Below are 25101 nucleotides of genomic sequence, written 5' to 3'. Positions count from 1 at the left end.
CCGAGGCGGCGGTGGTCGGTGTGCCGCACGACATCAAGGGGCAGGGCATTTATGTCTACGTCACCCTGAAAAATGGCGAGGAGCCGAACGAGCAGCTGCGCCTGGAACTGAAAAACTGGGTGCGCAAGGAGATCGGGCCGATTGCTTCGCCGGATGTGATCCAGTGGGCGCCGGGGCTGCCGAAGACTCGTTCGGGCAAGATCATGCGGCGGATTCTGCGCAAGATTGCGGCGTCGGAATACGATGGCTTGGGCGATATCTCCACCCTGGCAGATCCGAGTGTGGTGCAGCATTTGATTGATACGCACAAGACGATGAATGTTGCTTAAGTAGCGTTCGGCGTCATCCAAAGCCCCGCCCGGCATTGCGCCTGGCGGGGGTTTTTTGTGGGTAAAAGTCAAAAGATCGCAGCCTTCGGCAGCTCCTACAGGGACTGCGCTAAGTCCGGTTACTGGTTTTCACGTTTTTCAAGAGAAAATGCGAAAGCGCAGGAATAAGGATCAACGCCCCGACCATGTTCCAGATGAACATGAACGTCAGCAGGATGCCCATGTCGGCCTGAAACTTGATCGGCGACCAGGCCCAGGTGATCACGCCGGCGGCCAGGGTTATGCCGACCAGCGCCACCACTTTACCGGTGAACGCCACGGCATTGCGGTAGGCGTCGGTCAGCGACAACCCGGCACGTTGCTGCGCCAGTTGCACACTGAGCAGGTACAGCGCGTAGTCCACGCCAATCCCTACGCCGAGTGCGATCACCGGCAGCGTGGCCACTTTCACCCCCATGCCGAGCCAGACCATCAGCGCCTCGCAAAGAATCGACGTGAGCATCAACGGCACCACGGCCACCACCACCGCGCGCCAGCTGCGGAAGGTGATGAAGCACAGCACGATGACCGCGCCGTACACGTACAACAACATGGTCCGGTTGGCCTCGCGCACGACGATGTTGGTCGCCGCTTCGATCCCGGCACTGCCGGCGGCGAGCATGAACTGGCGCTCGCCGTTGCTGTGCTCGCGGGCAAAGGTCTGCGCCACTTGCACCACACGGTCGAGGGTCTCGGCCTTGTGGTCCGAAAGATACGCCACGATCGGCATCATCGAGCAATCGTTGTTGAACAGGTCCGGACTGCTGACCGAGGCCTGCTGCGCGCCGTAGTTCAGCACGTTCTGGTTGCGGGCGATGGTCTGCCACTTGGGGTTGCCCTCGTAGGAACCCGCAGTGATCTGCCGTACGGCATTGACCAGCGACACGGTGGTTTGCACCCCGGGTTGCTGCTGCAACAACCAGCCCAGCCGATCGGCTTCCACCAGGCTTTCGTACTTCAGGCAGCCTTCGCCAGGCGTCTTGAGCATGATCGCGAACTGGTCGCTGGACAGCGAATAGTTGGCGGTGATGTAGGCGTTGTCGCGGTTGTAGCGCGAGTCGGCGCGCAGTTCTGGCGCACCGGGATCTAGATCGCCGATTTTCAAATGATGGCTGACGACAATCCCGCCCACGGCCAACAGGCCCGCGATGGTCACGGCAACGGTGGCCCAGCGACGTTCGGTGAACCTGTCGAGAAAACTCCACAGCGCGCCCATGCCTTTGCCGCGCTGCTCTTTATTCTCGGCGCGCAAGCTGCGTTCGGCGGCCTTGCGACTGACGCCCCAGTAAGACAGCAACACCGGCAGCAGCACCAGGTTGGTGAAGATCAGCACCGCGACACCAATGCTGGCGGTGATCGCCAGGTCCTGGATCACGGGAATGTCGATTAGCATCAACACCGCAAAGCCCACGGCATCCGCCAGCAAAGCGGTAAGCCCGGCAAGGAACAAGCGGCGGAAGGTATAACGCGCGGCCACCCATTGGTGAGTGCCGCGCCCGACATCCTGCATGATCCCGTTCATCTTCTGCGCGCCGTGGGACACGCCGATGGCGAACACCAGGAACGGCACCAGGATCGAAAACGGGTCCAGGGCAAAGCCGAACAGTGCGACCAGCCCCAATTGCCAGACGACGGCGATCACCGAGCACAGAATCACCAGTGCCGTGCTGCGCACACAGCGGGTGAAGTAGAAGATGATGGCGGTGGCGATCAGCGCGGCGGCGCCGAAGTACAGCATGACCTGCATGAGTCCATCGAGCAGGTCGCCGACCAGTTTGGCGAAACCGATCACGCGGATCTTCAGCGGGCCTTTGCCCTCCTCGCCCGCCACGCGCACGCTGCCTTCGAACTCGTACTTGTCGCGCAGCTTCTCTTCAAGGGTTTTCGAGAACTGGTGGTAGTCGATGGCCTGCCCGCTGACCGGGTCTTTCTCCAGCAGCGGTACGAAGATCATGCTCGACTTGAAGTTGTTGCCGATCAGGCTGCCGACGATCCCCGAACGGGCTATGTTCTGGCGCAGTTGCTGCACGCTCTGCGCCGAACCGTCGTAGGAGTCGGGCATCACCGTGCCACCCTGGAAGCCGGCCTCGGTGACTTCGGTCCAGCGCACCGCCGGGGTCCACAGCGACTTCATCCACGCCCGGTCGACGCCGGGTGTGACGAACAGTTCGTCGTTGATTTCCTTCAACGCGTCCAGATAGTGCGGGTCGAAAATATCGCCGTTGCTGCTCTCCACCACCACCCGTGACGCATTGCCCAGACCGCGCAGGGCCTGGCGGTTTTCCAGGTAGTTTTTGATGAAGGGCTGGCTCTGCGGGATCATCTTTTCGAAGCTGGCATTGAGCGTCAGCCGCGTGGTCGCGAAATAGCTCAGCGCAACCGTCACCAGCACGCAGGCCAGCACCACCCACAGGCGGTTGTTGAAGATCAGCCGTTCCAGGGCGTTACCGGAGCGGGCATCGAAGCCCTTGAGCTCGCGGACCACCGGCATTGTTTCGAGTTCGTAATGACCCATCATGTTGTTCTCTTTGTAATGCCGGGCTTATTCGAGGGGCAACTGGCGCAGGCCTCGGGTGCCGGCGAGCACCAGGGCACCGCCGCTGGCCACTTGGGCGGCGGCGACCGGGGCCAGTGTGGTGTTGGGCTGCAATTGAAAACTGGCACCGTCGTCGCTGCTGACCAGGACGTGGCCGGCCTGGCTGACCAGCAGGATGCGGCCATCGGCGGTAACGCTGCTGGCGGTGATGCTCAGCGGCAGGCCGAGGTCGATCCTGTTCCAGCTCGCCCCGTCATCGGTGCTGCGAAAGACGTTGCCGCGCAGGCCGAACACCAGCGCGACACCGGGTTTACCGGTGACGCCGAAGAAGCTGCCGTTGTACGGCGTCGACAGCGCCTCGAAAAGACCGCTTGCGCGATCCAGCTTCATGACCAGGCCTTGTTCGCCGACGATGAACAACTCATCACCGACCGGACGCACCGCGTATAGGTTCAGCGCTCCCGGGTTGTCGGTGCGCTCCAGCAACGGCGTCCAGCGCAGGCCACCGTCGTCGGTACGGAAAATCAGGTTGAACGCGCCGACGATGTAGCCGACTCGCTCGTTTTCAAACCAGACATCCAGGAAGGGTTTGTCGGCGCCCTCCTCGACCATGCGTTGCGCGTCAGCGACCCGTGTTTGCAGGTCCGCGTCATCCGGATGGCCGTCAAGTTGCCGCTGGTAATACGCGAGCATGATCGGGCCGACCTGGCGCCCGTCCAGTTGCCGGCGCCAGGTTTCCCCGCCATCGCTGCTGTGCAGGACCACGCCATCGTGCCCCACGGCCCAGCCGAGTTGCGGCGTGGGAAAGTGCACGGCCAGTAGATCGCAACTGACCGGCACCTGGGCCTGCTGCCAATGCTGGCCGGCGTCATCGGAATACAGAATGTGCCCGCGCTGGCCCACGGCGACCAGTCGCTCACCGGCGCGGGCCAACCCCGTCACCATGGAACCCGCCGCCAACTCGCTGCGCAGCGCTGGCGTTTCCAGCACATCGGCAAATTCACTGGCGATCACCGGGCGGGTGAACGGAACGGCCATGGCCGCCGACAAGGCGGCGAGAAGGAACCATTTGATCATTGTCATTATTGTTATCTCGGATGCACCCACAGCCCTGTAGGAGCTGCCGCAGGCTGCGATCTTTTGACTTTGCTCTTCAAAAACAACATCAAAAGATCGCAGCCTGCGGCAGCTCCTACGGGGGTTGTGGGGTTAGCGGATACCGGTGCCGGCCAGCGACTCGGCGGACCACTGGGCCTTGGACAGTGGATCGATGTACTTCAGGCCACCGTAAGGACCGTAGAAACCGTTGACGTTATAGGCACCGGAAACCAGGTCGTAGAGCATGTGGTTAATGGTGTCCGGGGCCTGCACGTCGTAGCTGTAGGTCAGGTGCGAGAAGCCGCCGCGATAGAGCTGGCCACGGGCGTCGTACTCGTCGGACGCCAAAGCGATCCAGCTGTCTTCGTCGAGGTAGAAGGTGCGTTTGCTGTAGATGTGGCGCTTGCCCGGCTTGAGCGTGGCTTCGACCACCCACACCCGGTGCAGCTCCCAGCGCAGCAAGTCCGGGTTCACATGATTGGCCTTCATCACATCGGCCGCATCTTTGTGATAGCTCAGCTTGTAGGTGTTGTACGGCACATAGAGTTCTTTCTTGCCGACCAGCTTGAAGTCGTAGCGGTCCATCGCGCCGTTGAACAGGAACGCGTCATCGTAGGTCGCCGCGCCGACAGTGCCGGGGTTCGGCGTGTCGTAGGCCAGGTCCGGCGCCAGTTTCACCCGACGTTGCCCCGGCAGGTATTGCCAGGCGCGACGCGGTTGTTGCATCGGGTTGACCGAGTCCATGAGCAACAGCGCTTCCCCGGCGCGGCGGGCCGGGCCGGTGTACGTCAGCTTGATCTTGTAGAAGGTTTCATCGGCACTGACAGGCCCCGCGGACCGGTTCGGCGCGTAGAGCGGGTATTCGATGTTGAACACGCCCGTGGAGCTCAGGGACGCGGTGCCGGAGGAGTCGACGTTCCACGAGTCGTACTTGTTGGTCATGGCCACGCCTTGATAGCGCAACAAGTGGTTCCACATCGCTTCGTTACCGTCAGCCGGCATCGGGAACGGCACGCCGGGCAGGACGTTTTCCAGCGACAGGCCACCATTGGTGGTCTTGGCGGTCACGGCGTTTTTCGCGGTGTTCTTCAGCACGGCGTCAGGCAGCGTGACGCTACGGTGAGTCGGGTACACGTCGAGGCGATAGCTCGGGTAGCGCGTGAGCAAAGCCTGGGCCGTCGCGGTGAGTTTGTCTTTTTGCTCGGCGAGGTTCTTGCCGGTAATCACCAGGCGCGGTTTCTCACTGCCGAACGGGTCGGGACGAAACGAATCACCGGTTTTGAAATCGGCCGGAATCGTGGTCAGGCCACCGGTGTATGCCGGAATGCTGCCATCGGCGTTGGCGATTTTGTCCGCGCCGACCGAGGTCAGGCTGGTGCCGAGCTTCGCGGCCTGGTCGGCGCTGACCGCCGCGTGGGCGGAACCTGCGACGGCCAGCGCGAGGGCGGTGGCCAATACTGATTTGACGAAATTCATGGGTGTCTCCTGTTGACTCACAACTCAAGGATCAGAGGGTGGTTTTGAAAGTGAAAGTGACCATGCCGCGATCCTTGAGCTGGGCCACGGTACCGGCAAACGCAGTGGTCTGGCCGGGAACGCAGTTGTATTGGCCGTTGGCGCCGGGTGCGGCACCATCGCCCTGTGCCCCGGCGCTGCCGGCAGAGCCACAGGTATCGAAATCGCCGAAGTTATCGACGTACTTGAGGTCAAAGCGGTACTGGCTGCGCACATCCATGCCGACGCCGACCGAGTAGCTGCCGGTGCCTTTGTTGCCGCCCAGTTGCACGGAGGACTGGCCCGCGAGGCCGACGTTGTAGCTGACCGGCATGGACATATCGATGCCGGGGAATACCTGATACCAGGTAGGGTTGAAGTTCATGCCGAGGATGTAGTTGTCCTTGGAGACCTTGTCGACGCCGTGATACCAGTCCTCGCCTTTGAACAGTTGTTTGTTCTCGGTCACGTCCAGCCAGCGGCTATAGCCGAGTTCGACCAGCAACGAAGAGGAATCCCACAGCGGGGTATCGCCGAACGTGGTCAGGCCGTTGAGCACCGCGTGCACGGTGTTGCCGCGTGCCACGCCGTTTTCGCCGTCGAAGCTGCTGATGAAACCCGGCGCCTGCGCCGCGCCCAAGGTCGGGTTGACGGTGGCCGGAACGCTCGACAGCGGCATGTTGTGGCGATAGTTGAGGTCGAAGCCGACGCTCACACCCGCGACGTTTTTCGACAGGCTGAAGCCGTAGACGTCGATGTCGTCGACGTAGAACTGGTTGTAGCTGCCGACGTTGCCCGAAATCAGCTGAGCCGGGCCGACCGCCCCCGGTTGCAGCACCAGGTTGGGCAGGATGTCCGACGTCTTGCGGTAATAGACACCCATCGTGCCGTCGAGCCACGCCGGACTCCACTTGGCCATCAGGCCGAAGTCGCCGCTGTGGTCAGGGGTGTGGGTGTGGCCATTGGTCAGGCGCAGGAACTGATTGGCGCCCAAGGGACCCGGTGTCCCGAACAGAGGGTTCTTTGCGGCGATCAGCGACAGGTTGTGGCCGCCGCTCTGGATACCGTCGTTGAAACCCAGATAGGTGCCGGACTCCGGCAGCCGTGCAGCGTCCCAGTCCAGGAAGTATTGGGCCGCCAGGGTCAGCTCCGGGTTGACCGTAAAACTGGTGGACAACTGGTTGCGCGGAATGAACAGCTCTTTGGCTTCGGTGCCCGGCACGGCAAGCGCCTTGGACAAGTCCAGACCCGACTGGCCGTAGCTGTTGCCGTGGGCGAAGGCCAGCACGCTTTCGCCCCAATACAGGGTGTGCTTGCCCGCCTTGCCGCTCAACAGCGATTCGTCGCCGATCTCGGTGCTGCCGAAAACGAAGGCGTCGAGGATTTCCGAGGACGGTCCGTTGTAATAACGGTCGGCGTAACCGCTCAGGTGGCGCGAGTCCGGCCGGCCGTTGTTGAGTTGATTGGTGGCCGCGTTGTCACTGCCGACATTGTCGTAGGCATGGTCGTACCAACTGTTGGCGCTGATCCGAAAGCCCATCTGTTTCTTGTACACCACGTCCAGTTCCGACAGCACATCGAGGCGCTGAGCGACCGGGCTGCCGGAAGAAAAGTTGCGGTTGCCGTCGTTGTTGTTCCAGGCGTTGGCCAGCTTGCTGTTCGCGGCTTCGACCCTCTGGGCGTAGTTGAACTTCACGGTGTTGTCGAAACGAACCGAAACGTCCTCGTTCCCCGTATCAAACTCGAACGCCTGCACAGGCGTCATACCCAACCCGGCGAGAACCGCCGATGCCAGCAGCCCGCGCCGCAGATTTGGGTGGCCGATCTTATTGTTGTTATTCATCTAGCGTGCTCGCCTTCTCTGTGGGTTCAAGAAAAGTCATTCAAGAAAATGCCGAAACGGCGGTGCGCCCTGCTCCAGGGATGGCGAGCCGAATCGGTCGAGTCTGTTGTATCGCGAGGGGTGGGTGGGTCGCCGGTCAATTGGGCCAAATCATCGGTCAACACAACGTGGGGGCGACAAAGTGCCCGTATAACATCCCCCCGATCCCGTAGGAGCTGCCGAAGGCTGCGATCTTTTGATCTTTTCTTTAAGATCAAAAGATCGCAGCCTTCGGCAGCTCCTACAGGGATTGTGTGAATTCTCGAAATACGTCGAAAACGATTTGGTAGTCAGATGTGCGAACTACCGACTAACTTTCCTCCGATAGCTATTTTTGGGAGGGCAATGGAATGCCTGTCGCTGCAAACGGATGTCATCTGCGTAAGGGTCGGGTTTGTGAGTCGGGTCGTATTTATTTGCTGACGGCTGTCACCTGTCAGCGACAACCGGTCTTTGCCGATTGGCGGGTGGGACGGCTTCTGGTCGAACAATTGCGTAGTGCAGAAGAAGCAGCAATGGTCACTTCGATGGCTTGGGTGATCATGCCCGATCACCTGCATTGGCTGGTCGAGCTGCAACGTGGTTCGTTGGCCGAGCTGATGTGCCGTATCAAATCCCGGAGCAGTCGCTCGATTGAACGAGGCCGGTTATGGCAGCGAGGGTATTACGATCGGGCATTGCGCCGGGACGAGGACCTGAAGGACGCCGCGCGCTACATTGTCATGAATCCGATACGTGCGGGGTTGGTCACGCGCGTTGGCGATTACCCGTTGTGGGATGCCATTTGGGTTTAGAAAAGCAAAGTCAAAAGATCGCAGCCTTCGGCAGCTCCTACAGAAGGCTGCGATCTTTTGATCTTGACCCTCACCCCTGCTGCCGAAAATCCGTCGGTGACAACCCGGTCCAGCGTTTGAACGCGCGGGTGAAGTTGCTGGTGTCGCTGAAGCCCAGCAAAAAGGTGATCTCCGTGACCGGCCGCGAAGCCTGGCTCAGGTAGCTGCAGGCCAGCTCCTTGCGGGTGTCATCGAGCAGTTGTTGGAAATGGGTGCCGCGTTGGGACAGTTTCAATTGCAGCTTGGTCGGGCTCATGCACAAGGCGCTGGCGACTTTGTCCCGCGTGCAGTCGCCGTCCGGAAGGAACTCGATGATCTTCTGGGTCACACCCGTGATCACATCGCTTTTATCCAGACGCGCCAGATAACTGATGATGATGTTGTCGTTGACCTGCGCCAGTTCCGGGCAGGAACCGCTGAGCACCTGCATCACCTCAGCCTTGTCGAACACCAGCAGGCCTGAGGCCTGACCGAACAACACCGGTGACCTGAACAAGGTTTCATAGGGCGCGGCCCCCTCGTGGGGCATCGGCCGGCACAACTCCACGCGTACCGGCTTGAAATCCTGCTTGTAGAGCAGGCGCATGGTTCGAATCAGAAAGCCGAAAAACGCATCTTCTGTCTCACCGCTGAGTTCCAGCAGGTGATCGAAGCGCATCAGGACGTGCGAGTCGTCCTGACTGAGACTGGCCTTGGCGACCTGGGACACCAGGCGGAAGTAGCGCTCCAGCCGTCGGCAGAAGTCCATCAGCGTGCCACTGGCCGCCAGCGAATACCCCAAGGCATGCAAGTGCGTCAGATGAATATGCCTGGCCACGGTCAACCCGAAATACGGGTTGTGGGTCACGTCTACGCAGGCTTGATACAGACGCGTCATCGTTGCCGCCGGCAAGCGGGTCATCGGATCGGTAGCAACGCCCAGTGGGATGCCCATGGCGGCAAAAATCCGTTTGCTGTCCACGCCACTGGCCTCCAGTGCCTGCGCGATAGCCACGGTATAACTGCTGATGGTGGTGGGCTGTAACGCCTCTTCGAACAACGAGATTTCGTCGCCTGGCGCCTGCGTTTTCGAACCTGACATGTGCCTGCCTTATGGGTATGCGAACGCCGATACTCGCCCCCGATCATGCATCGGTCAATGATCCATCAGGGACCTGGCCTCGATGTTCCGATGCTTGGCGCGATAGTCACCTGCCCCGCTGACCTGCGAATTCATTCAATTGACCAGTGACGAACCGGCCAGGTGCCCACAATGCGCTCAAGTTATGCCTCGAATAAAGAGAAGAATCAGCATGAACCTGAACACAGAATTCGATTACATCGTAGTCGGCGCGGGTGCAGCAGGCTGTGTAGTCGCCAGTCGGTTATCAGAGGACCCGACTGTTTCGGTGTGCCTGCTTGAGGCCGGCGGCCCCGACACCAACCCGCTGGTGCACATGCCGGCCGGTGTCGCGGCGATGGTGCCGACCTCGATCAACAACTGGCAGTATCAGACCGTGCCGCAACCGGGCTTGAACGGCCGTATCGGGTATCAGCCACGGGGCAAGACCCTGGGCGGCAGCTCTTCGATCAACGCCATGGCGTATCACCGCGGCCACCCCGAAGATTTCGATCGCTGGGCGGCGCTGGGTAACCCCGGCTGGAGTTACCAGGAGGTGCTGCCGTTCTTCAAGCGCGCCGAGCATAACGAACACTTCAAGGACGCCCTGCACGGGCAGAACGGCCCGCTCAACGTGCGCTTCCACGCCTCGCCCAACCCGTTCGGCGAAACCTTCGTCGAGGCCGGTGTGCAGGCTGGCTATCCCGCGTGCCCGGACCAGAACGGCGCGAACATGGAAGGTTTCGGCCGCGTTCAAGTGATGCAAAAGGACGGGCAGCGTTGCAGCGCGGCCAAAGCCTACCTGACGCCTAACCGCCACCGGACGAACCTGCGCATCGAAACCCACGCCCACGCCACGGGAATCATTTTCGACGGCAAGCGCGCCGTCGGCATTGAATTCGTGCAAAACGGCGTAAAGCGTTCCCTGCGCACGCGCCATGAGCTGATCCTGAGTTCCGGCGCGTTCAACTCCCCACAGCTGTTGCTGCTGTCCGGAGTTGGCCCGACCAACGACTTGCTGAAACTCGATATCCCCGTGGTTCACGAGCTGCCAGGCGTGGGCCAGAACCTGGTGGATCACATCGATTACGTGCACTCCTACCGCGTCAAATCGCGCCACTTGATCGGCCTGTCGCTGGCGGGCATCTGGGACGTGACCAAAGCCGCATTCCGCTACTGGCGCAAACGCTCTGGCCCCCTGACGACCAACTTTGCCGAGGCCTGCGCGTTCGTCAAAACCTCTGCGGCGTTGCCTCAGGCCGATATCGAACTGGCCCTGACCGTCGCCATGTTTGCCGACCATGGCCGCACGCTGTATCGCGGACACGGCCTCAGTGTGCATGCCTGCCTGTTGCACCCGAAAAGCAGGGGGCAACTGAAACTGGCAAGTACCGACCCGATGGTACCGCCGCTGATCGACCCGGCCTTCCTGACCCATCCAGACGACATCAAAACCCTGATCCAGGGCTATCGGGTTATTGAAAAAGTCATGGGGACAGCAGCCTTCAAGGCCTTCGATCCTCAAGACGTGCTTGGCGCGCCGATGACCACCGACGCTGAAATCGAACAAGTCCTGCGCGACCGCTCCGACACCCTCTATCACCCGGTGGGCACGTGCAAAATGGGCAGCGATGGCATGGCGGTGGTCGACGCTCGATTGAAAGTCTACGGTCTGCAGGGCCTGCGGGTGGTCGATGCCTCGATCATGCCGACTATCATTGGGTGTAGCACCACAGCCGCCACCGTGATGATCGGCGAAAAAGCCGCCGACTTCATCCGCGAGGATCGCGCAGCCCGCGCCGCTGTGTCATTGGAGGACGATCATGCATCCGGCACGCTCAATCACCCCGCATAAGTTGCTGACGGTTTGCGCCGTGGTGGAAATCGCCACGGGGCTGGCCTTTGTGCTCACTCCCGGTCTGGTCAGCCAGCTGTTGTTAGGGATTGTCGGCACCGAGGACACCCATCTGTTTGCACGGTTCTTCGGCCTGGCCCTGATCGCGCTCGGTATTGCCTGTTGGCCTCGGCCGGTCGGCATTGGCGCGGTTCGCTCGATGCTGCTCTACAACGGGGTCGTTGCGTTGTACCTGGCGTATGTCGGGGTGTTTGTCAGCAGTGGGTTGTTGTTGTGGCCCGCCGTGGTTTTTCACGTCGTGATGAGCGCGTTGTTGTTGCGTCGTTAAAGTCAAAAGATCGCAGCCTGCGGCAGCTCCTACAGGGGATCGGAGTACACCTGTAGGAGCTGCCGAAGGCTGCGATCTTTTGATCCTCCCCCTAAATCAAAGTCAATCCAAAGGAGTACTCGCATGGGAGTATTGGACGGCGTTCGTATCGTCGAAATCGCCGGTATCGGCCCGGGACCGTTTTGCGGCATGTTGCTGGCCGACATGGGGGCCGAAGTGATTCTGGTGGAACGCGCCGGCACCAAAGGCGCTGACATGCTGGACCTGGGCAAGCACGCCATCGTCAATCGCGGCAAACAGTCGATCGCCCTGGACCTGAAGGATCCGGCGGCCGTCGAAGCGGTATTGCGCTTGATCGAAGGCGCCGACGCCTTGATCGAAGGCATGCGCCCGGGCGTAATGGAACGCTTGGGCCTGGGCCCTGACCAGTGCCTGGCGCGCAATCCACGTCTGGTCTACGGACGCATGACGGGCTGGGGCCAGCAGGGTCCATTGGCCCAGGCCGCCGGGCACGACCTCAATTACATCGCGCTGTCTGGCGCCCTGTGGTTCAGCGGTGAAGCCGGTCAACCGCCGATGGCGCCCCCTACCCTGGTGGGCGACTTGGGCGGCGGCGCGCTGTACCTGGCGATGGGCATCCTCGCCGGCATCATCAATGCCGGGACCAATGGTGTCGGTCAGGTGGTGGACGCGGCGATTGTCGATGGCAGCGCCAATCTGATGAACCTGCTGCTGTCCGCACACTCTGCCGGCCAACAGCCACTGGAACGCGGTTGCGGGCTGCTCGATGGTGCGCACTGGGCACGCACATACGCCTGTGCCGATGGCCTGTTCGTCAGCGTGCAGGCCCTTGAACCGCAGTTCAACGCTCTGTTGTTCAACAAGCTTGGCCTGGGCGATGACGTGGATTTCAAGAACCCCTACGATCCACGATTGTGGGGCGCCTTGCGTGAGCGCCTGGCCGCCGTGTTTGCCAGCCAGCCACGCCAGCACTGGGTAGATCTGCTCGAGGGCAGCGACGCCTGCTTCGCCCCGGTGCTGACGCCAGCCGAAGCGCTGAGCCATCCGCACATGGCCGAGCGCGGTGTGTACTCGCGCCAGGACGGCGTGTTGCAGGCTGCACCGGCGCCACGCTTTTCGACGACGCCCTCCTCGGCCGGTTCGGTTCCCAAGCGTGGCGAACACACCGCGTTGATCTTGCGCAAAGCAGGCTTGAGCGATGCACAGGTTGAACACCTGATCACCGCCTGATCACCACGGTCCCTGTACCTGATCGCCACGGCCCCTATGCCTGATCACCTCGGACCCTTTACCTGATGGCCACGGACCCTGTAGGAGCTGCCGAAGGCTGCGATCTTTTGATTTTGCTTTAAAAACAAGATCAAAAGATCGCAGCCTGCGGCAGCTCCTACACGGGGATTTGGTTAGGTTTTCAGGAATATGGCAACGGGGCTGTCCTCGCGCAAGGCGTGACAGGTGTTGATCAATCGGCCGGTAGCGTTGCGGTAAGCCTCTGCGTCTGCCGCCGTACGCGGCGCAACCATCGCCCGGGCCATGGGAATGGTCTGAAACGCCGTCGTGGCAATCGGCAGGAGCAACTCGGTCAAGTGCACGCAACCGCCGACCCCGCCAAACAGCGCTTTGATCCGTCGCGAAAACCCGGTGCCAATGCGTTCGCCGAGCAGCTTTTCATAGCCTGGCATCGCGCCACGGCATTGGCTGGTGGGCACATCGGGCATGGCCACGTGCACCTCGCGCACAACCAAGTCATCGTCCAGGGTCAGGCGCATGAACATGCCGTGATACGTCTGCCCCGCCGCCACCGTCCGCCCTTCAGCGAGGGTCACGGGATGGGTCTTGCTGTCGTTCAATCGACCTTCGATGTCCCACAGCCCGTCGGCCCGTAGAAAACCCTGGCACTCGACCTTGCGCCGGTGGATCAACCGGCGCCCCCACTCGTCAACTTCGTCGATCATCACTCAGACACCCTGCTTGCGACGCCGGCGCCAGACCAGCACACCCACCAGCAACAAGATCACCGCCACAAGCGGCGGCGCCACGGCCTTGAGCTTGGGAATGACCACATGTTTGAGCGCGTACATCTGCCCCTGGTGCATGTAGTCATAACCGACCGGCATCGGCAATACACCGTTGGCGCGGGCGTACTCGGCATAGTCAGCCTGCATGTTCTGGAAGCGCTCCGGCATCTGCGCCTGCAAGTCGATCGTTTCACCGGGATCGGTGACGATGTTGTAGAGATGCCATTGTTCGTTGCCCACCGGCTTCAGGCTCTTGACCAGTTTGTAGTCACCCTTGAACAGGGCCGCGCTGCCGGACAGTTCATAGCCGATGGCCTGATCCTGCGGATGCACGCGTTCGGCCGTGCCTTGCAGCACCGGCACCAGGCTGCTGCCGATCAGGGGTTCCACGGCTCGCCCCTGGTATTGGCCGTGATGCGCCGGCACGCCGGCCACTTCCAGCAAGGTCGGAACGATGTCGGTGACGTGGGTGAAGGATTTGGCGATGTGGTTGGCCTGGATACCGGGCACGCCGGAGACGATCATCGGCGTGCGCAAACCGCCCTCGCCGGCAAAGAACTTGTAGCCGCTGAACGGCGATGCAGCCGCGCTGGCCCAACTCGGACCGATGCTGGTGAACGCACCATTGCTGCCCAGGCGATCGAACTCACGGGTGTAGTTCATTTCCAGCCACAAGCGGATCGCCGGAATGGCGTACGGATCGGTCGGCTCACTGCCGTTATCGGAGAGGAACACGAACACCGTGTTGTCGTACTCGCCGCTGGCTTTCAGGTGCTCGATGAAACGGCCGATTTGCTGGTCCATGGTTTCCGCCATGGCGGCATAGACCTCCATGCGCCGCGCTTCATAGCGTTTTTCATGCGCGTCCAGGGCATTCCAGTCGGCGGTGCTGGCCATGGTCTGCAGTCCCGCACCGGCGGGAATCAGACCCAGTTCCACCGCACGGTCACGCCGGGCCTGGCGCAAGGCGGTCCAGCCCTGGTCATAACGGCCCCGGTACTTGTCGATCATGTCCTTGGGGGCCTGGACGGGAACGTGATTGGCCTGAAACCCCAGATAGGCGAAAAACGGTTTGCCGCCCTGTCGATCGGCGGCGATGTAGTCCATGGCCTTGTCGACGATAAAGGTCGAGGAGTAATAGTCCTTCGGCAGGTGCGCCGGCCGGCCGTTTTCGAACCAGGCCGCCTTGTCGTACAGCGGCGCGTAGGGCCGCTCTTCCCAGTTGTCCGAACCGCTGTCGGCCTGGATGAACGAGCGCTCGAAACCGCGTTTGTCGGGCAAGGTGTCCGGGGTCTTGCCCAGATGCCATTTGCCGGTGATGTAGGTGTTGTAACCGCTGTCCTTGAGCAGGCTGGCGACGGTGATGGCGTTGTCGTTGAGCACGCCGCTGTAGCCGGGTTTGCCCAGGTGTTCGTCGGGCATGGTCTCCGGCATGTTGCCAACGCCGTTGCGGTGGTTATCGACGCCGGTCAGCAGCATCGAGCGCGTCGGCGAACACGAGGCCGTGACATGGAAGTCGGAAAAGCGCACGCCTTCACGGGCCAGGGTGTCGATGTTCGGCGTGGCGATTTCGCTGCCGAAGGCGCCGACATCGCTGTAGCCCCAATCGTCGGCCACCAGGACCACGATGTTCGGGCGTTTGGGGGTGGCAAAAGTTTGGGTGCCGAAGGCGAGACAACCCATCGCCAGGACAAGAGGTTTCAACGGGATCATTCACGGGGTCCTTTGGGCGGTTAAGATCAAAAGATCGCAGCCTGCGGCAGCTCCTACAGGGGATTGCATTTCAATGTAGGAGCTGCCGCAAGCTGCGATCTTTTGATTTTCAAGGTTTCAACAGAGCACCGATGCCCCGGCGAAACACCTTGCCATAAGGCGGCCGCAGCACCCCCATGACATCCCAACGCGGCGGCGTGAACACCGCACGCTCCAGGCTGAACGCCTTGAAGCCATACCCGCCGCGATACCGGCCAAACCCCGAGTGACCACAGCCACCAAAGGGCAAATCGGTCTGGAACAGGTGCTGCATGACTTCATTGATGCAAGCGCCGCCCGACTGGGTGCGCTCCAGCACATGCCGGGCTTCAGCGTGGTCGTTGCCGAAGTAATACAGCGCCAGGGGTCGCGGATGCCCGTTGATGTAGTCGAGCACCTCGTCGATGTGGCGATAGCCGCGAATCGGCAGCAGCGGACCGAAGACTTCTTCTTGCATCGCCAGTGTCGAGTCCGGCGGATCAACCAGCAGGGTCGGTGCGACCTTGCGCGAAGCACTCAAGTCCTCATTGGCCGGGTTGACCTCGATCATCCGCACGCAATGTTCACGGGCGTCTTGCAGGCAGGCCTGCATCCGCCGGTATTGCCCCGGCGTCGCCATGGCCGTGTAGTCGGGATTGTCCAGCAGCGTCGGGAACATGCGCCGCAGTTCGACCTGCATACAGCTCAACAGGCGCTCACAGTCATCCTCGTGCACAAACACATAGTCGGGTGCGATACAGGCCTGTCCACTGCTGACCCCCTTCCCGCCCCAGATGCGTCTGGCGGCGTTTTCCAGGTCGGCGCCGCGGCCAATGACGGTCGGCGACTTTCCGCCCAGTTCAAGGGTCAGCGGCGTCAGGTTTTGCGCCGCAGCGCGCATCACCAAACGCCCGACCCGTGGGCTGCCGGTGAACACCAGATGATCCAGCGGCATGGCGGAAAATGCCGCGCCCAGTTCAGCGCCGCCGATGAAGCCTGCCACTTCGCTGTCATCGAACTGCTCGGCCAGCAGCTCGATCAGTAAAGCCGCCGTTGTCGGTGACTGGTCGGAGAACAGGATGATTGCGCGGTTCCCGGCCGCCAGTGCTTCGGCCAGCGGCCCCAGCGCGATGGCAATCGGGAAATTCCACGGCGAAATGATGCCGATGGTCCCCAGTGGCTGATAGTGGATTTCCGCCTTCGCGCCCAGCCAGCCGCCTCCCAGCTCCGCTTTGCGACGCTCTGGTCGCATCCAGCGGCGAACCTGGTCACGGGCATACTTGAGGCCGCGGATCGGCAACAGCACATCGGCCATCAGCGATTGATCATGGCTGCGCCAGGTGAAGTCCCGGGCCAGCGCCTCGCACAACCGCTGTTGATGATTGACCAACAGGTTGATGACCCGGTTGATGCGCTCGATCCGCAGCTCGGCCGATGGCGGCCCCTCGACCCGGGACGCCGCCTGTTGTCGGGCCAGGACCGCGCGGACCCCGTCGATCGCAGCGTTGGCGGGCGTGGCGGCACAAGTGTCGATATCGTCCATCGCAGGGTACATGGTGCGGCTCCTATCGTGCCGGCGCATTGGGCCCGACCAGCTCAAAGTCCGGTGAGAATTTGTCCAGCGAACCGAGCACGTCATAGACCGCCAGTTTGCTGCCATCGATCTTCAGGTCGCCTTTGAACACCGCTTCGATCGGCGACACTTTCTCCGCCAGGATGGCGTTGAGCGTCTCGCGCGTCAGGGTCAAGGTGGCATCGGCCTGCTCGGCGTTGTAATCGGCGATATAGGTCAACGCCGAGTTCTCCAGATTGAGCATGTAACGCTTGCCCGAGGTGCCGATGTCGGTGAAGTTCCAGTTGAGGACGATGTGTTTGCCCTCAACATCCGGGGCCTTCAGGCGAACGCCCAGGTAATCGAAAATGTTCTCGATGGTCAGCGCCCGAAGCATGTCGGGGCTGGCTGTGCGCAGCGGCGAAGCGAGTTTCTTGCCGCCGCTGCGGTGCTCCATGGCCGCCGCCAGATAGCTGTTGCGCTCGACCGCCGACTCGGCCTGGTAACCCAGTTGCTCGAGGGCATCGGCCGCCAGCTCTCGGGCTGCGCTGTTGGCGGGTTCGGCATAGGTCAAATGACTCATGGCCTGCGCCACCCAGCGGTACTGACCGTTGGCAAAATCGCTGCGCGCACGGGCCAGCACGGCGTCGGCGCCGCCGCCATACTCGACGAATTTCTTGCCGTAATCACCGTCGGACAACGCGTCCAGATTGGCCGGGTTGGCGTCATACCAACCCATATATTGCTGATACACCGCCTTGGCGTTGCGCTGCACCGACCCGTAGAAACCATGGGTGAAGGTTTCACTGGCCAGGCTCGCCGGGACGTGATCGCGCATGTACTCGGCAATCTCCACCGGTTTGTAACCCTTGTTGATCAAGCGCAGGGACTGGTCGTGCAGCCACTTGTACATGTCCCGTTGCTTGGACAAATAGTTGACCACGCGCTCGTGGCCAAACACCGGCCAGCCATGCTGCCCCACCAGGATGTCGGCCCCGGGCGCAAACTGGTGCAGGGATTGATTGAGGTATTTCGACCAGGCCAGGCCATCACGGATGGTCGCGCCGCGTAACGTCAGCAACTGATGCTGGGTCGGCAGTGCCAGTTCACCGGTATCGATCACCTTGAACTGCGGGAAGTAGTGAATGAATTCGGCGGGCGCTTCGGTGCCGGGGGCGAGCATGTTGACGATCTCGACGCCGTCGATGGTCAGCGTTTGCACCGGCTGGCTGAGTTCCAGGGTCGGCGGGATCATCGTGATGGTGCCGTTGGACAACGCCTTGGCGCCGCCGAGGTCGATCTGGCCCTGGGCGCTGCGCGGCAACGTGGTGCCGAACTGGTACTCGGCGCGGCGGCTCATGGCGTTGCCGGCCATCACGTTCTCGGCCACCGAGGTTTCCATGAAGCCTGCCGGGGCAATGATCTGCACCTTGCCCGACTTCACATCTTCTTCGTCGACGATGCCGCGAATCCCCGCGAAATGATCGACATGGCTGTGGTTGTAGAACACCGCCACCACCGGTTTGCGCGGCCGATGCTGGTAATACAGCTCCAATGACGCGTGCGCCACTTCGGTGGCCAGGTTGCAGTCGATGATGATCAGGCCGGTCTTGCCTTCGATGATGGTCATGTTGGTCAGGTCAAGACCGCGCACCTGATAGAAACCGTCGGTGACCTTGAACAGCCCGTTGGCCATGCTTTTGCGGGCTTGCTGCCAGAGGCTCGGATTGACCGTCGCCGGCGCATCCGGGCTGTCGAGAAATTCGTAGCCTTTGAGGCTGTACACCACGTGCCCATCGGCCGCGGTGGTTTCGGCGTCCGGCAGGCTGGCAATGAAGCCACGCTGGATGTCGGCTTCCACCTGCGGATCGACGGCGGGCATGGTGTGCGCTGTGGTTGCATTGACGGCGATGGTCGCCGCCGTCGCGGCTTTCTGGCCTCCCTGCCCTGCGCTGTTTTCAACCGCTGGCAAGTGAACGCCGGTTTGCCCCCGCGACCATTGCAGCGCCCCGACAATGCTGGCGGCCAACACTGACACCGTCAGCACTACGCGGATTTTCTTCATCGCACGGTCTCTCTGTAATTGTTGTTCGAATACCGTTTCGATGGTGCAAGCAAGTGCGCCTGACCTGCCGGTCTTCTCGATCAATTCATCTGTCTTCACAGGCGTGCCCCTGTAGGAGCTGCCGAAGGCTGCGATCTTTCAAGATCAAAAGATCGCAGCCTTCGGCAGCTCCTACACGGGGATTTGTGGTGTTTGGGGCATTCCCGGGGGACAAGCGCTTTCGTTGCAATGACCTGCGACCGCACCGTGCGCATTCCTACTATCGGCCCATCAACTACGCCAAATGCGCGACCAACAATAAAAGGGTGTTGTCATGAGTGAAGATGTCTTGCTGTATGAAATCGTCGGCCCGGTGGCGCGCCTGACGCTGAATCGGCCACGGGCCATGAACGCGCTGAACCTGGCGACACTGGCCGAACTCGAGCGTTGCCTGAATGACATCGCGCGCAACGAAGAGCTTCGGGTGGTCATCCTCACGGGGAGCGGTCCGGCCTTCTGCGCCGGTGCCGATTTGAAAGAAGTGTTGGCCGGCGCCTGCCTGCCCGCCGGCGAAGCCGACTTCCTCGACCGCGCCAATCAGGTCTTCGGTCAGTTGCGCAACTTCCCCAAACCGGTGATCGCCGCGCTCAACGGCGTGACCATGGCCGGGGGCCTGGAACTGGCCATGTGCGCCGACATCGTGGTCGCCGCGCAAACCGCCACCCTCGCCGATGCCCACGCCAACTTCGGCGTCTACCCCGGTGCCGGCGGTGCAGCGGTGTTGCCACGCCTGATTCCATTGAACGTGGCGATGTACCTGCTGCTGACCGGCAAATCGCTCTCGGCCACGGAAATGAAAGGCTATGGCCTGGTCTGCGAAGTCCACGCCGATGAACAACTGGCCGACGCCACCCTCAGCCTGGCCAACCAGATCGCCAGGAAGAGCCCGATTGCCCTGCGCCGCATGAAAGAAGTCGCGCGCACGTCGGCTGACAAGTCCCGTGACGACGCCTTGCTGCATGAGCAAGTGATGTTGCGCCAGCACCTGCGCACCGCCGACTTCCAGGAAGGCCTGCAGGCCTTCGGTGAAAAACGCGCACCGAACTTCAAGGGCCGCTAGGCCGTTCCCTGCCATTTTCAGGATCAGACAATGAACGATATCTACGTAGTGGGCGTCGGCATGACGCCGTTTGGCCGCTTGCTGGAGCGCAGCGTCTACGACATGGTCGACGAAGCCGTGGGCCTGGCGTTGAATGATGCCGGCGCCAGCAGCGCCGACGTCGGCTCGGTGTACTACAGCACCATGACCAACGGCCTGTTGCAGGGCCAGACCGGCATTCCCGGCCCGATCGCCATGCGCCGCATCGGCATCGAAGGCGTGCCGGTGTTCTCGGTCGAAAACGCCTGTGCCTCCGGCTCGTCGGCGTTCAACCTGGCCACGCTGGCATTGCGCGCCGGTCAATGCGACATCGCCCTGGCGGTCGGTGCCGAGAAAATGAACATCCCGGACAAAGCCAAGATGTTCGCCGTGTTCGACGGCGGCTGGGACGTGTCCACGGTCGAGCAGAACAAGCACACCTTGCTCGCCATGGGCGAAGGCATCGTGCCGCCACCGGGCACCGTGTCCGAACGCCCCTACAGCGTGTTCATGGATGTGTATGCCGCCATCGCGCGCAATCACATGCTGCGTTACGGCACCACCCAACGGCAGATCGCCGCAGTGGCCGCAAAGAACCACCAGCACTCGGTGCACAACCCGCTCTCGCAGTTCCAGCAAGCCTTCAGCATCGACGAAGTGCTGGCTTCACCTGCGATCTGCTATCCGCTGACCACGCTGATGTGCTCGCCGATCAGCGACGGCGCCGCGGCTGTCCTGCTGTGCAACGCCGAGGGCCTGAAGCGCTTGAAGCATGCCGGCGAGCGCGCCGTTCGCGTACTCGCCAGCGTGGTGCAGACCGGCAGTAATCGTGGCCTGGATGAACCGGAAAAAATCATCGCCCACCTGGCGGCGAAAAAAGCCTACGACCAGGCCGGCGTCAGCCCTGGCGACGTCAGCGTTGCGGAAGTGCATGACGCCTCGGCCATCGGCGAAATCCTCAACGCCGAATCGCTGATGCTGGTGCCGTTCGGCCAGGGTGGCCCGGCCGCTGAACGCGGTGATTTCACCGTCGGCGGCCGGATGCCGATCAACCCGTCCGGTGGCCTCGAATCCAAGGGCCACCCGATTGGTGCCACCGGTCTGGGGCAGATCCACGAACTGGTCACGCAACTGCGCGGTGAAGCCGGCAAGCGCCAGGTCGAAGGTGCGCGCATCGCCATCCAGGAAAACGGCGGCGGACTGTTCGGCATCGAAGAAGCCGTGGTCGCCGTCAATATTCTCGCCAATAACAACATTTAAGGAGAGCCCCCATGGGACACGTCATGCGCACCCCGGAACAACTCGAAGCCGTCGAGAGTTTCCGGCGCTTCCTGGCCGACAAGATCGATCCGGTGTTCAACAAGGAATACCGCGACAAATTCATTCCTCGGGAAAAGATGTCCGAGATCATGCGCCAGCTCACCGAGTTCGGCATGATCAGCGGCGCCGTCAGTGAAGAACACGGCGGTCTGGGCCTGGACTGGCCAACCCTGATCATGCTCTTCGAAGAAGTCGCCGCCTGTTCGGTGGACCTGTCGACGCCCGTGGTCATCAATTCCTTCGGCGCGCAGATGCTGGAGAAACTCGCCCCGGATCACCTGCGCGAACGTTACTTGCCGGGGCTGATCAGCGGTGAGCTGTTCGTCAGCGTCGGCATTTCGGAACCGGACGTCGGTTCCAATGTGCTGGAGATCAAGACCCGCGCCCGCCGCGACGGTGACGACTTCATCATCAACGGTGAAAAGACCTGGATCAGCAACGGCTCCTACTCCGACTTCCTGATCTGCACCTGCCGCACCGGCGATGACCCGCGCAAGGGCCTGACCCACTTCCTGCTGGATCGCAAAGAACATCCGTACGAAGTGCAAGACATCCACAAGATCGCCTGGAACAGCCAGTCCACCGCGCAGATTTTCCTCAACGACGTACGGGTTCCGGCCAGCAACATCATCGGCAAGGAAGGCGAAGCGCTGAAAAATACCCTGTCGTTCTTTGAGCGCTCGCGGGTGTTCGTCGCCGCTCAAGGCCTGGGCATCGGTCGTCGCGCGCTGGAAGAAGCCGTGCGTTACGCCAAGGAGCGCAAGCAGCACGGCAAAGTGATCGCCGGCCACCAGTTGATCTCGGCGATGCTTGCGGAAATGGCGACCAACGTCGATGCCGCCCGCCTGCTGACCTACCGTGCCGCCGAGATGATCGGCGCCGGCATCCCGGCGGAAATGGAAGCGGCCATGGCCAAGTATTTCGCCTGCGAAGCCGCCGTGACCATCGCCCGCCAGGCCGTGCAGATCCACGGCGGCGCCGGCGTCACCACCGACTTCCTGGTGGAAAAACTCGCCCGTGAAGCCATCGTCGTGCCGATTCCCGAAGGCACTTCGCAGATCCAGCAACTGATCATTGGCCGCGCCCTGACCGGGGTCAACGCGTTCTGATCAGCCGCCCGTTCCATTTCCAACAATAACAACCCGGCTCCTTCGAGCCGGGCAGCGAACAAGGACACCTTCATGCGCATTCAAGACAAAGTCATCGTGATCACCGGCGGCGCTTCGGGCCTGGGCCTGGCCACCGCGCATTACATGGCCGGTGAAAAAGCCGCCCGCGTGGCGATCTTCGACCTGAACATCGAAGCCGGCGAACAGGCTGTGGCCGAGATTGGCGCCGACCGCGCCATGTTCGTGCAGACCGATGTCAGCGATGAGACCTCGGTGCAGAACGCGGTCAACGCCGTAGTCGGCAAATTCGGCGCCATCCATGTGTGCATCAACGGCGCCGCCGTACCGAACGGTTTCAAGGTGCTGGGCAAGGAAGGCAAGGCGGCGCCGCTGGCGAAATTCGCCCTGGCCACGGCGATCAACCTCAATGGCGTGTTCAACGTGATGTCCAAGTGCGCCGAGCACATGGCCAACAACGAAGCCGAAGCCGGCGAAGAGCGCGGTGTGGTGATCAACGTGTCGTCGGGGGCCGCCTATGAAGGCCAGGTCGGCCAGTGCGCGTATGCCGCGACCAAGGCCGGTGTGATCGGCATGAACATGCCCGCCGCTCGTGAACTGGGCGCCATTGGCGTGCGGGTCAACGCCATTGCACCGGGCCTGTTCCTGACCAGCATGGTCGCCGGCCTCGACGAGAAGGTGCTCAGCTCGCTGAAAGAACAGATGGAGTCGCCCAAGCGCCTGGGTGACATGCGTGAATTTGCGCATTGCTGCGCCTTCCTGATCGAGAACGCCTACGTCAACGGCGAGACCATCCGTCTCGATGCCGCGTCGCGCATGCGCGCCCGCTAAGCGTTGCGGTCTTCCTGAGCCACTGGAGCAATCCACCATGAAAATGAATTTCAGCCGAATCATGCGCTTGCTCGCGCTGCGTCATCGCGACCGGGAGGCGATCGTCAACGTCGAGCGCAACCGACGTTTCACCTACGAGCAGTACCACCTGCTGACCAACCGTATCGCCGACGTCCTGCGCTCCAGGCTGCAAGTGCGTGCGGGCGAGCGCTTCATGCTGATCCTGGAAAACGACAACCTCAGCCTGATGATGTTTCCCAGTACCTTCAAGCAGGAAGGCACGGTGGTCATGACCAACCTGCGCGACCCGCTCGACGAGCACGCGCGGCAGATCGACCTGGTCCGGCCGCGGGTGGTGTTTATCGAAACCCGCTTGCTGGACAGCTACTACAGCACGCTGCGCAGCCGCGATTGCGAGATCGTGGTGATGGACCCGCCGACGCCTGAGCAAGCCGCCCTCCCCGGCGTGTTCAGCTTCTGGCCGTTGGTGGAAGCGGCATCGGACCTCGACTACGACCTGAGCCTCGACAGCGACCAGCACATCTGCATGTTGCGTTTCACCGGTGGCACCACCGGCAAAGGCAAGTGTGCGATGTACTCGATCGACAACTGGATGGCCTGCCGCGACGCGGCGTTCATCAACACGGATCTTGGCTTGTCCGACCAAACACGGTTGCTGCACGTTTCACCGTTGTCCCACGGCACGATCATGTTGTTCTTTCCCACGGTTTACGGCGGTGGCACCAACATCACCCTGAATCAGCTGGACATGGAAAACTGGCGGCAGATTGTCGAAAGCGAACGCGTCACCCACTCGTTCCTGGTGCCGACCGTGCTGTATCGCTTGCTGGAAATGCAGCGCGCCAATCCGAAGGATTTCTCTTCGCTGACCACGCTGATCTACGGCGCCGCGCCCATGAGCCCGGACAAGCTTGGCGAGTTGGTGGAATGCTTCGGGCAGATTTTTGTCCAGGGCTACGCCGCCACCGAGTCGCCGATGATGATCGCCGTGCTGGACAAGGCTGCGCATCAACCCGGCAATGCCGCCGCCCTGCGACATCTGTCATCGGCTGGTCGGCCTACTCCCGGTGTTGAGGTGTTCATCACCGATGCGGATGGCCTGCCGTTGCCGATTGGCGCAACCGGTGAAATCCGCATCCGCTGCAAAGCCATCATCAAGGGTTACTACGAAAACCCGGAAGCAACGGCCGCGGAATTTGACGACGGTGCCTGGAAGTCCGGCGACCTCGGTTACATCGATGCTGACGGCTACCTGTACATCGTCGACCGGCTCAAGGACATGATCATCAGCGGCGGTTTCAACGTCTATGCGGTGGAAGTCGAGGCCGCGCTGGCGGCGCATCCGTCGGTGCTGATGGCAGCCGTGGTCGGCATCCCGCACCCGGAATGGGGTGAAGCGGTGCATGCCGAAGTAATCCTGCGTCAGGGGCAAACGGTCACGCCTGAAGAGTTGATCGCACAGACGCGCGCTCGATTGGGTGGCTACAAAGCGCCGAAATCGCTGGTGTTCGTGGATGAACTGCCCACTTCCGTGGTGGGCAAGGTATTGCGCCGACAGGTTCGCGAAAAATACTGGCAGGGAGCTTCACGCAAAATCAGTTGAAATGCACACGGCCACTGTAGGAGCTGGCGAAGCCTGCGATCTTTTGCGGTTTCGAAATGGCTTAAAATCAAAAGATCGCAGCCTTCGGCAGCTCCTACAGAAACACCCGATACCTTGTGGGCGCTGGCGCGGCCTGCGATCTTTTGCAGTTTCGGAATCGCTTGAGATCAAAAGTTCGCAGCCTGTAGGAGCTGCCGCAGGC

At 61.7% G+C, this 25101-nt stretch carries 19 protein-coding genes; 10 read left to right on the top strand and 9 right to left on the bottom strand.

Going from position 1 to position 25101, the window contains the following annotated elements:
• Positions 1 to 329 (top strand): AMP-binding enzyme (locus tag PMI26_RS08030; RefSeq protein ID WP_007977284.1); only part of this gene is annotated, 329 nt, incomplete at its 5' end.
• 109 nt (positions 330 to 438) lie between these two features.
• Here PMI26_RS08030 and PMI26_RS08035 read toward each other — a convergent pair.
• The 4 genes from PMI26_RS08035 to PMI26_RS08050 all read right to left on the bottom strand — a co-directional run bounded on the left by PMI26_RS08035 (position 439) and on the right by PMI26_RS08050 (position 7339).
• Positions 439 to 2883: an efflux RND transporter permease subunit gene (locus tag PMI26_RS08035; protein ID WP_033048107.1), complete on the bottom strand. Its 2445-nt coding sequence runs from the start codon at positions 2881 to 2883 to the stop codon at positions 439 to 441.
• A gap of 27 nt (positions 2884 to 2910) precedes the next feature.
• Positions 2911 to 3987: a WD40/YVTN/BNR-like repeat-containing protein gene (locus tag PMI26_RS08040; RefSeq protein WP_007977281.1), complete on the bottom strand. Its 1077-nt coding sequence runs from the start codon at positions 3985 to 3987 to the stop codon at positions 2911 to 2913.
• Positions 3988 to 4113: 126 nt separating this feature from the next.
• A complete protein-coding gene (locus PMI26_RS08045) occupies positions 4114 to 5478 on the bottom strand; it encodes a DUF1329 domain-containing protein (protein ID WP_007977280.1) in 1365 nt (454 codons plus the stop codon).
• 31 nt (positions 5479 to 5509) lie between these two features.
• On the bottom strand, positions 5510 to 7339 hold the full coding sequence (locus PMI26_RS08050) for a DUF1302 domain-containing protein (RefSeq protein ID WP_007977279.1): 1830 nt from the start codon (positions 7337 to 7339) through the stop codon (positions 5510 to 5512).
• Positions 7340 to 7728: 389 nt separating this feature from the next.
• Here PMI26_RS08050 and PMI26_RS08055 point away from each other — a divergent pair, with 389 nt between their 5' ends.
• Positions 7729 to 8172: an REP-associated tyrosine transposase gene (locus tag PMI26_RS08055; RefSeq protein ID WP_007977278.1), complete on the top strand. Its 444-nt coding sequence runs from the start codon at positions 7729 to 7731 to the stop codon at positions 8170 to 8172.
• Positions 8173 to 8242: 70 nt separating this feature from the next.
• On the opposite strand, the gene PMI26_RS08060 is transcribed toward PMI26_RS08055, so the two are convergent.
• The gene (locus PMI26_RS08060; RefSeq protein ID WP_007977277.1) at positions 8243 to 9292 is read right to left on the bottom strand and encodes an AraC family transcriptional regulator; all 1050 of its coding nucleotides are present in this window, start codon (positions 9290 to 9292) and stop codon (positions 8243 to 8245) included.
• Positions 9293 to 9503: 211 nt separating this feature from the next.
• On the opposite strand from PMI26_RS08060, the gene PMI26_RS08065 reads away from it, so the two are divergent.
• From PMI26_RS08065 to PMI26_RS08075, 3 genes are all read left to right on the top strand, one after another.
• On the top strand, positions 9504 to 11165 hold the full coding sequence (locus tag PMI26_RS08065) for a GMC family oxidoreductase (protein ID WP_007977276.1): 1662 nt from the start codon (positions 9504 to 9506) through the stop codon (positions 11163 to 11165).
• Positions 11134 to 11493 carry a hypothetical protein gene (locus PMI26_RS08070; protein WP_007977275.1) on the top strand — a complete coding sequence of 120 codons (360 nt, stop codon included), beginning with the start codon at positions 11134 to 11136 and terminating at the stop codon, positions 11491 to 11493. Before PMI26_RS08065 ends, PMI26_RS08070 begins: the two co-directional genes overlap by 32 nt.
• 123 nt (positions 11494 to 11616) lie before the next feature.
• The gene (locus PMI26_RS08075) at positions 11617 to 12744 is read left to right on the top strand and encodes a CaiB/BaiF CoA transferase family protein (RefSeq protein WP_007977274.1); all 1128 of its coding nucleotides are present in this window, start codon (positions 11617 to 11619) and stop codon (positions 12742 to 12744) included.
• Between the two features lie 173 nt (positions 12745 to 12917).
• Here PMI26_RS08075 and PMI26_RS08080 read toward each other — a convergent pair whose 3' ends face one another.
• From PMI26_RS08080 to PMI26_RS08095, 4 genes are all read right to left on the bottom strand, one after another.
• Positions 12918 to 13469, bottom strand: coding sequence for a DUF2889 domain-containing protein (locus PMI26_RS08080; RefSeq protein WP_007977273.1), 552 nt, complete (start codon positions 13467 to 13469; stop codon positions 12918 to 12920).
• A gap of 3 nt (positions 13470 to 13472) precedes the next feature.
• Positions 13473 to 15245, bottom strand: coding sequence for an arylsulfatase (locus PMI26_RS08085; protein ID WP_007977272.1), 1773 nt, complete (start codon positions 15243 to 15245; stop codon positions 13473 to 13475).
• Between the two features lie 109 nt (positions 15246 to 15354).
• Positions 15355 to 16818: a coniferyl aldehyde dehydrogenase gene (locus PMI26_RS08090; RefSeq protein ID WP_007977271.1), complete on the bottom strand. Its 1464-nt coding sequence runs from the start codon at positions 16816 to 16818 to the stop codon at positions 15355 to 15357.
• A 10-nt stretch (positions 16819 to 16828) separates the two neighbouring features.
• Positions 16829 to 18880: an alkyl/aryl-sulfatase gene (locus PMI26_RS08095; RefSeq protein ID WP_007977270.1), complete on the bottom strand. Its 2052-nt coding sequence runs from the start codon at positions 18878 to 18880 to the stop codon at positions 16829 to 16831.
• Positions 18881 to 19193: 313 nt separating this feature from the next.
• On the opposite strand from PMI26_RS08095, the gene PMI26_RS08100 reads away from it, so the two are divergent.
• The 5 genes from PMI26_RS08100 (at position 19194) to PMI26_RS08120 (ending at position 24899) form a co-directional block, all read left to right on the top strand.
• On the top strand, positions 19194 to 19979 hold the full coding sequence (locus PMI26_RS08100) for an enoyl-CoA hydratase/isomerase family protein (protein WP_007977269.1): 786 nt from the start codon (positions 19194 to 19196) through the stop codon (positions 19977 to 19979).
• A 30-nt stretch (positions 19980 to 20009) separates the two neighbouring features.
• Positions 20010 to 21257: a thiolase family protein gene (locus PMI26_RS08105; RefSeq protein ID WP_007977268.1), complete on the top strand. Its 1248-nt coding sequence runs from the start codon at positions 20010 to 20012 to the stop codon at positions 21255 to 21257.
• Positions 21258 to 21268: 11 nt separating this feature from the next.
• Positions 21269 to 22426, top strand: a complete 1158-nt coding sequence (locus tag PMI26_RS08110; RefSeq protein WP_007977267.1) for an acyl-CoA dehydrogenase family protein — start codon at positions 21269 to 21271, stop codon at positions 22424 to 22426.
• A gap of 72 nt (positions 22427 to 22498) precedes the next feature.
• Complete coding sequence (locus PMI26_RS08115) at positions 22499 to 23275, top strand: SDR family NAD(P)-dependent oxidoreductase (protein ID WP_007977266.1); 777 nt, start codon at positions 22499 to 22501, stop codon at positions 23273 to 23275.
• Positions 23276 to 23312: 37 nt separating this feature from the next.
• Positions 23313 to 24899, top strand: a complete 1587-nt coding sequence (locus PMI26_RS08120) for a class I adenylate-forming enzyme family protein (protein WP_007977265.1) — start codon at positions 23313 to 23315, stop codon at positions 24897 to 24899.
• Positions 24900 to 25101: the final 202 nt, after the last annotated feature.

Origin of the sequence: Pseudomonas sp. GM33 (assembly GCF_000282295.1) — a bacterium.
GTDB classification, from domain to species: Bacteria; Pseudomonadota; Gammaproteobacteria; order Pseudomonadales; family Pseudomonadaceae; genus Aquipseudomonas; species Aquipseudomonas laurylsulfatiphila.
This window is presented reverse-complemented; position numbering and strand designations above follow the sequence as displayed.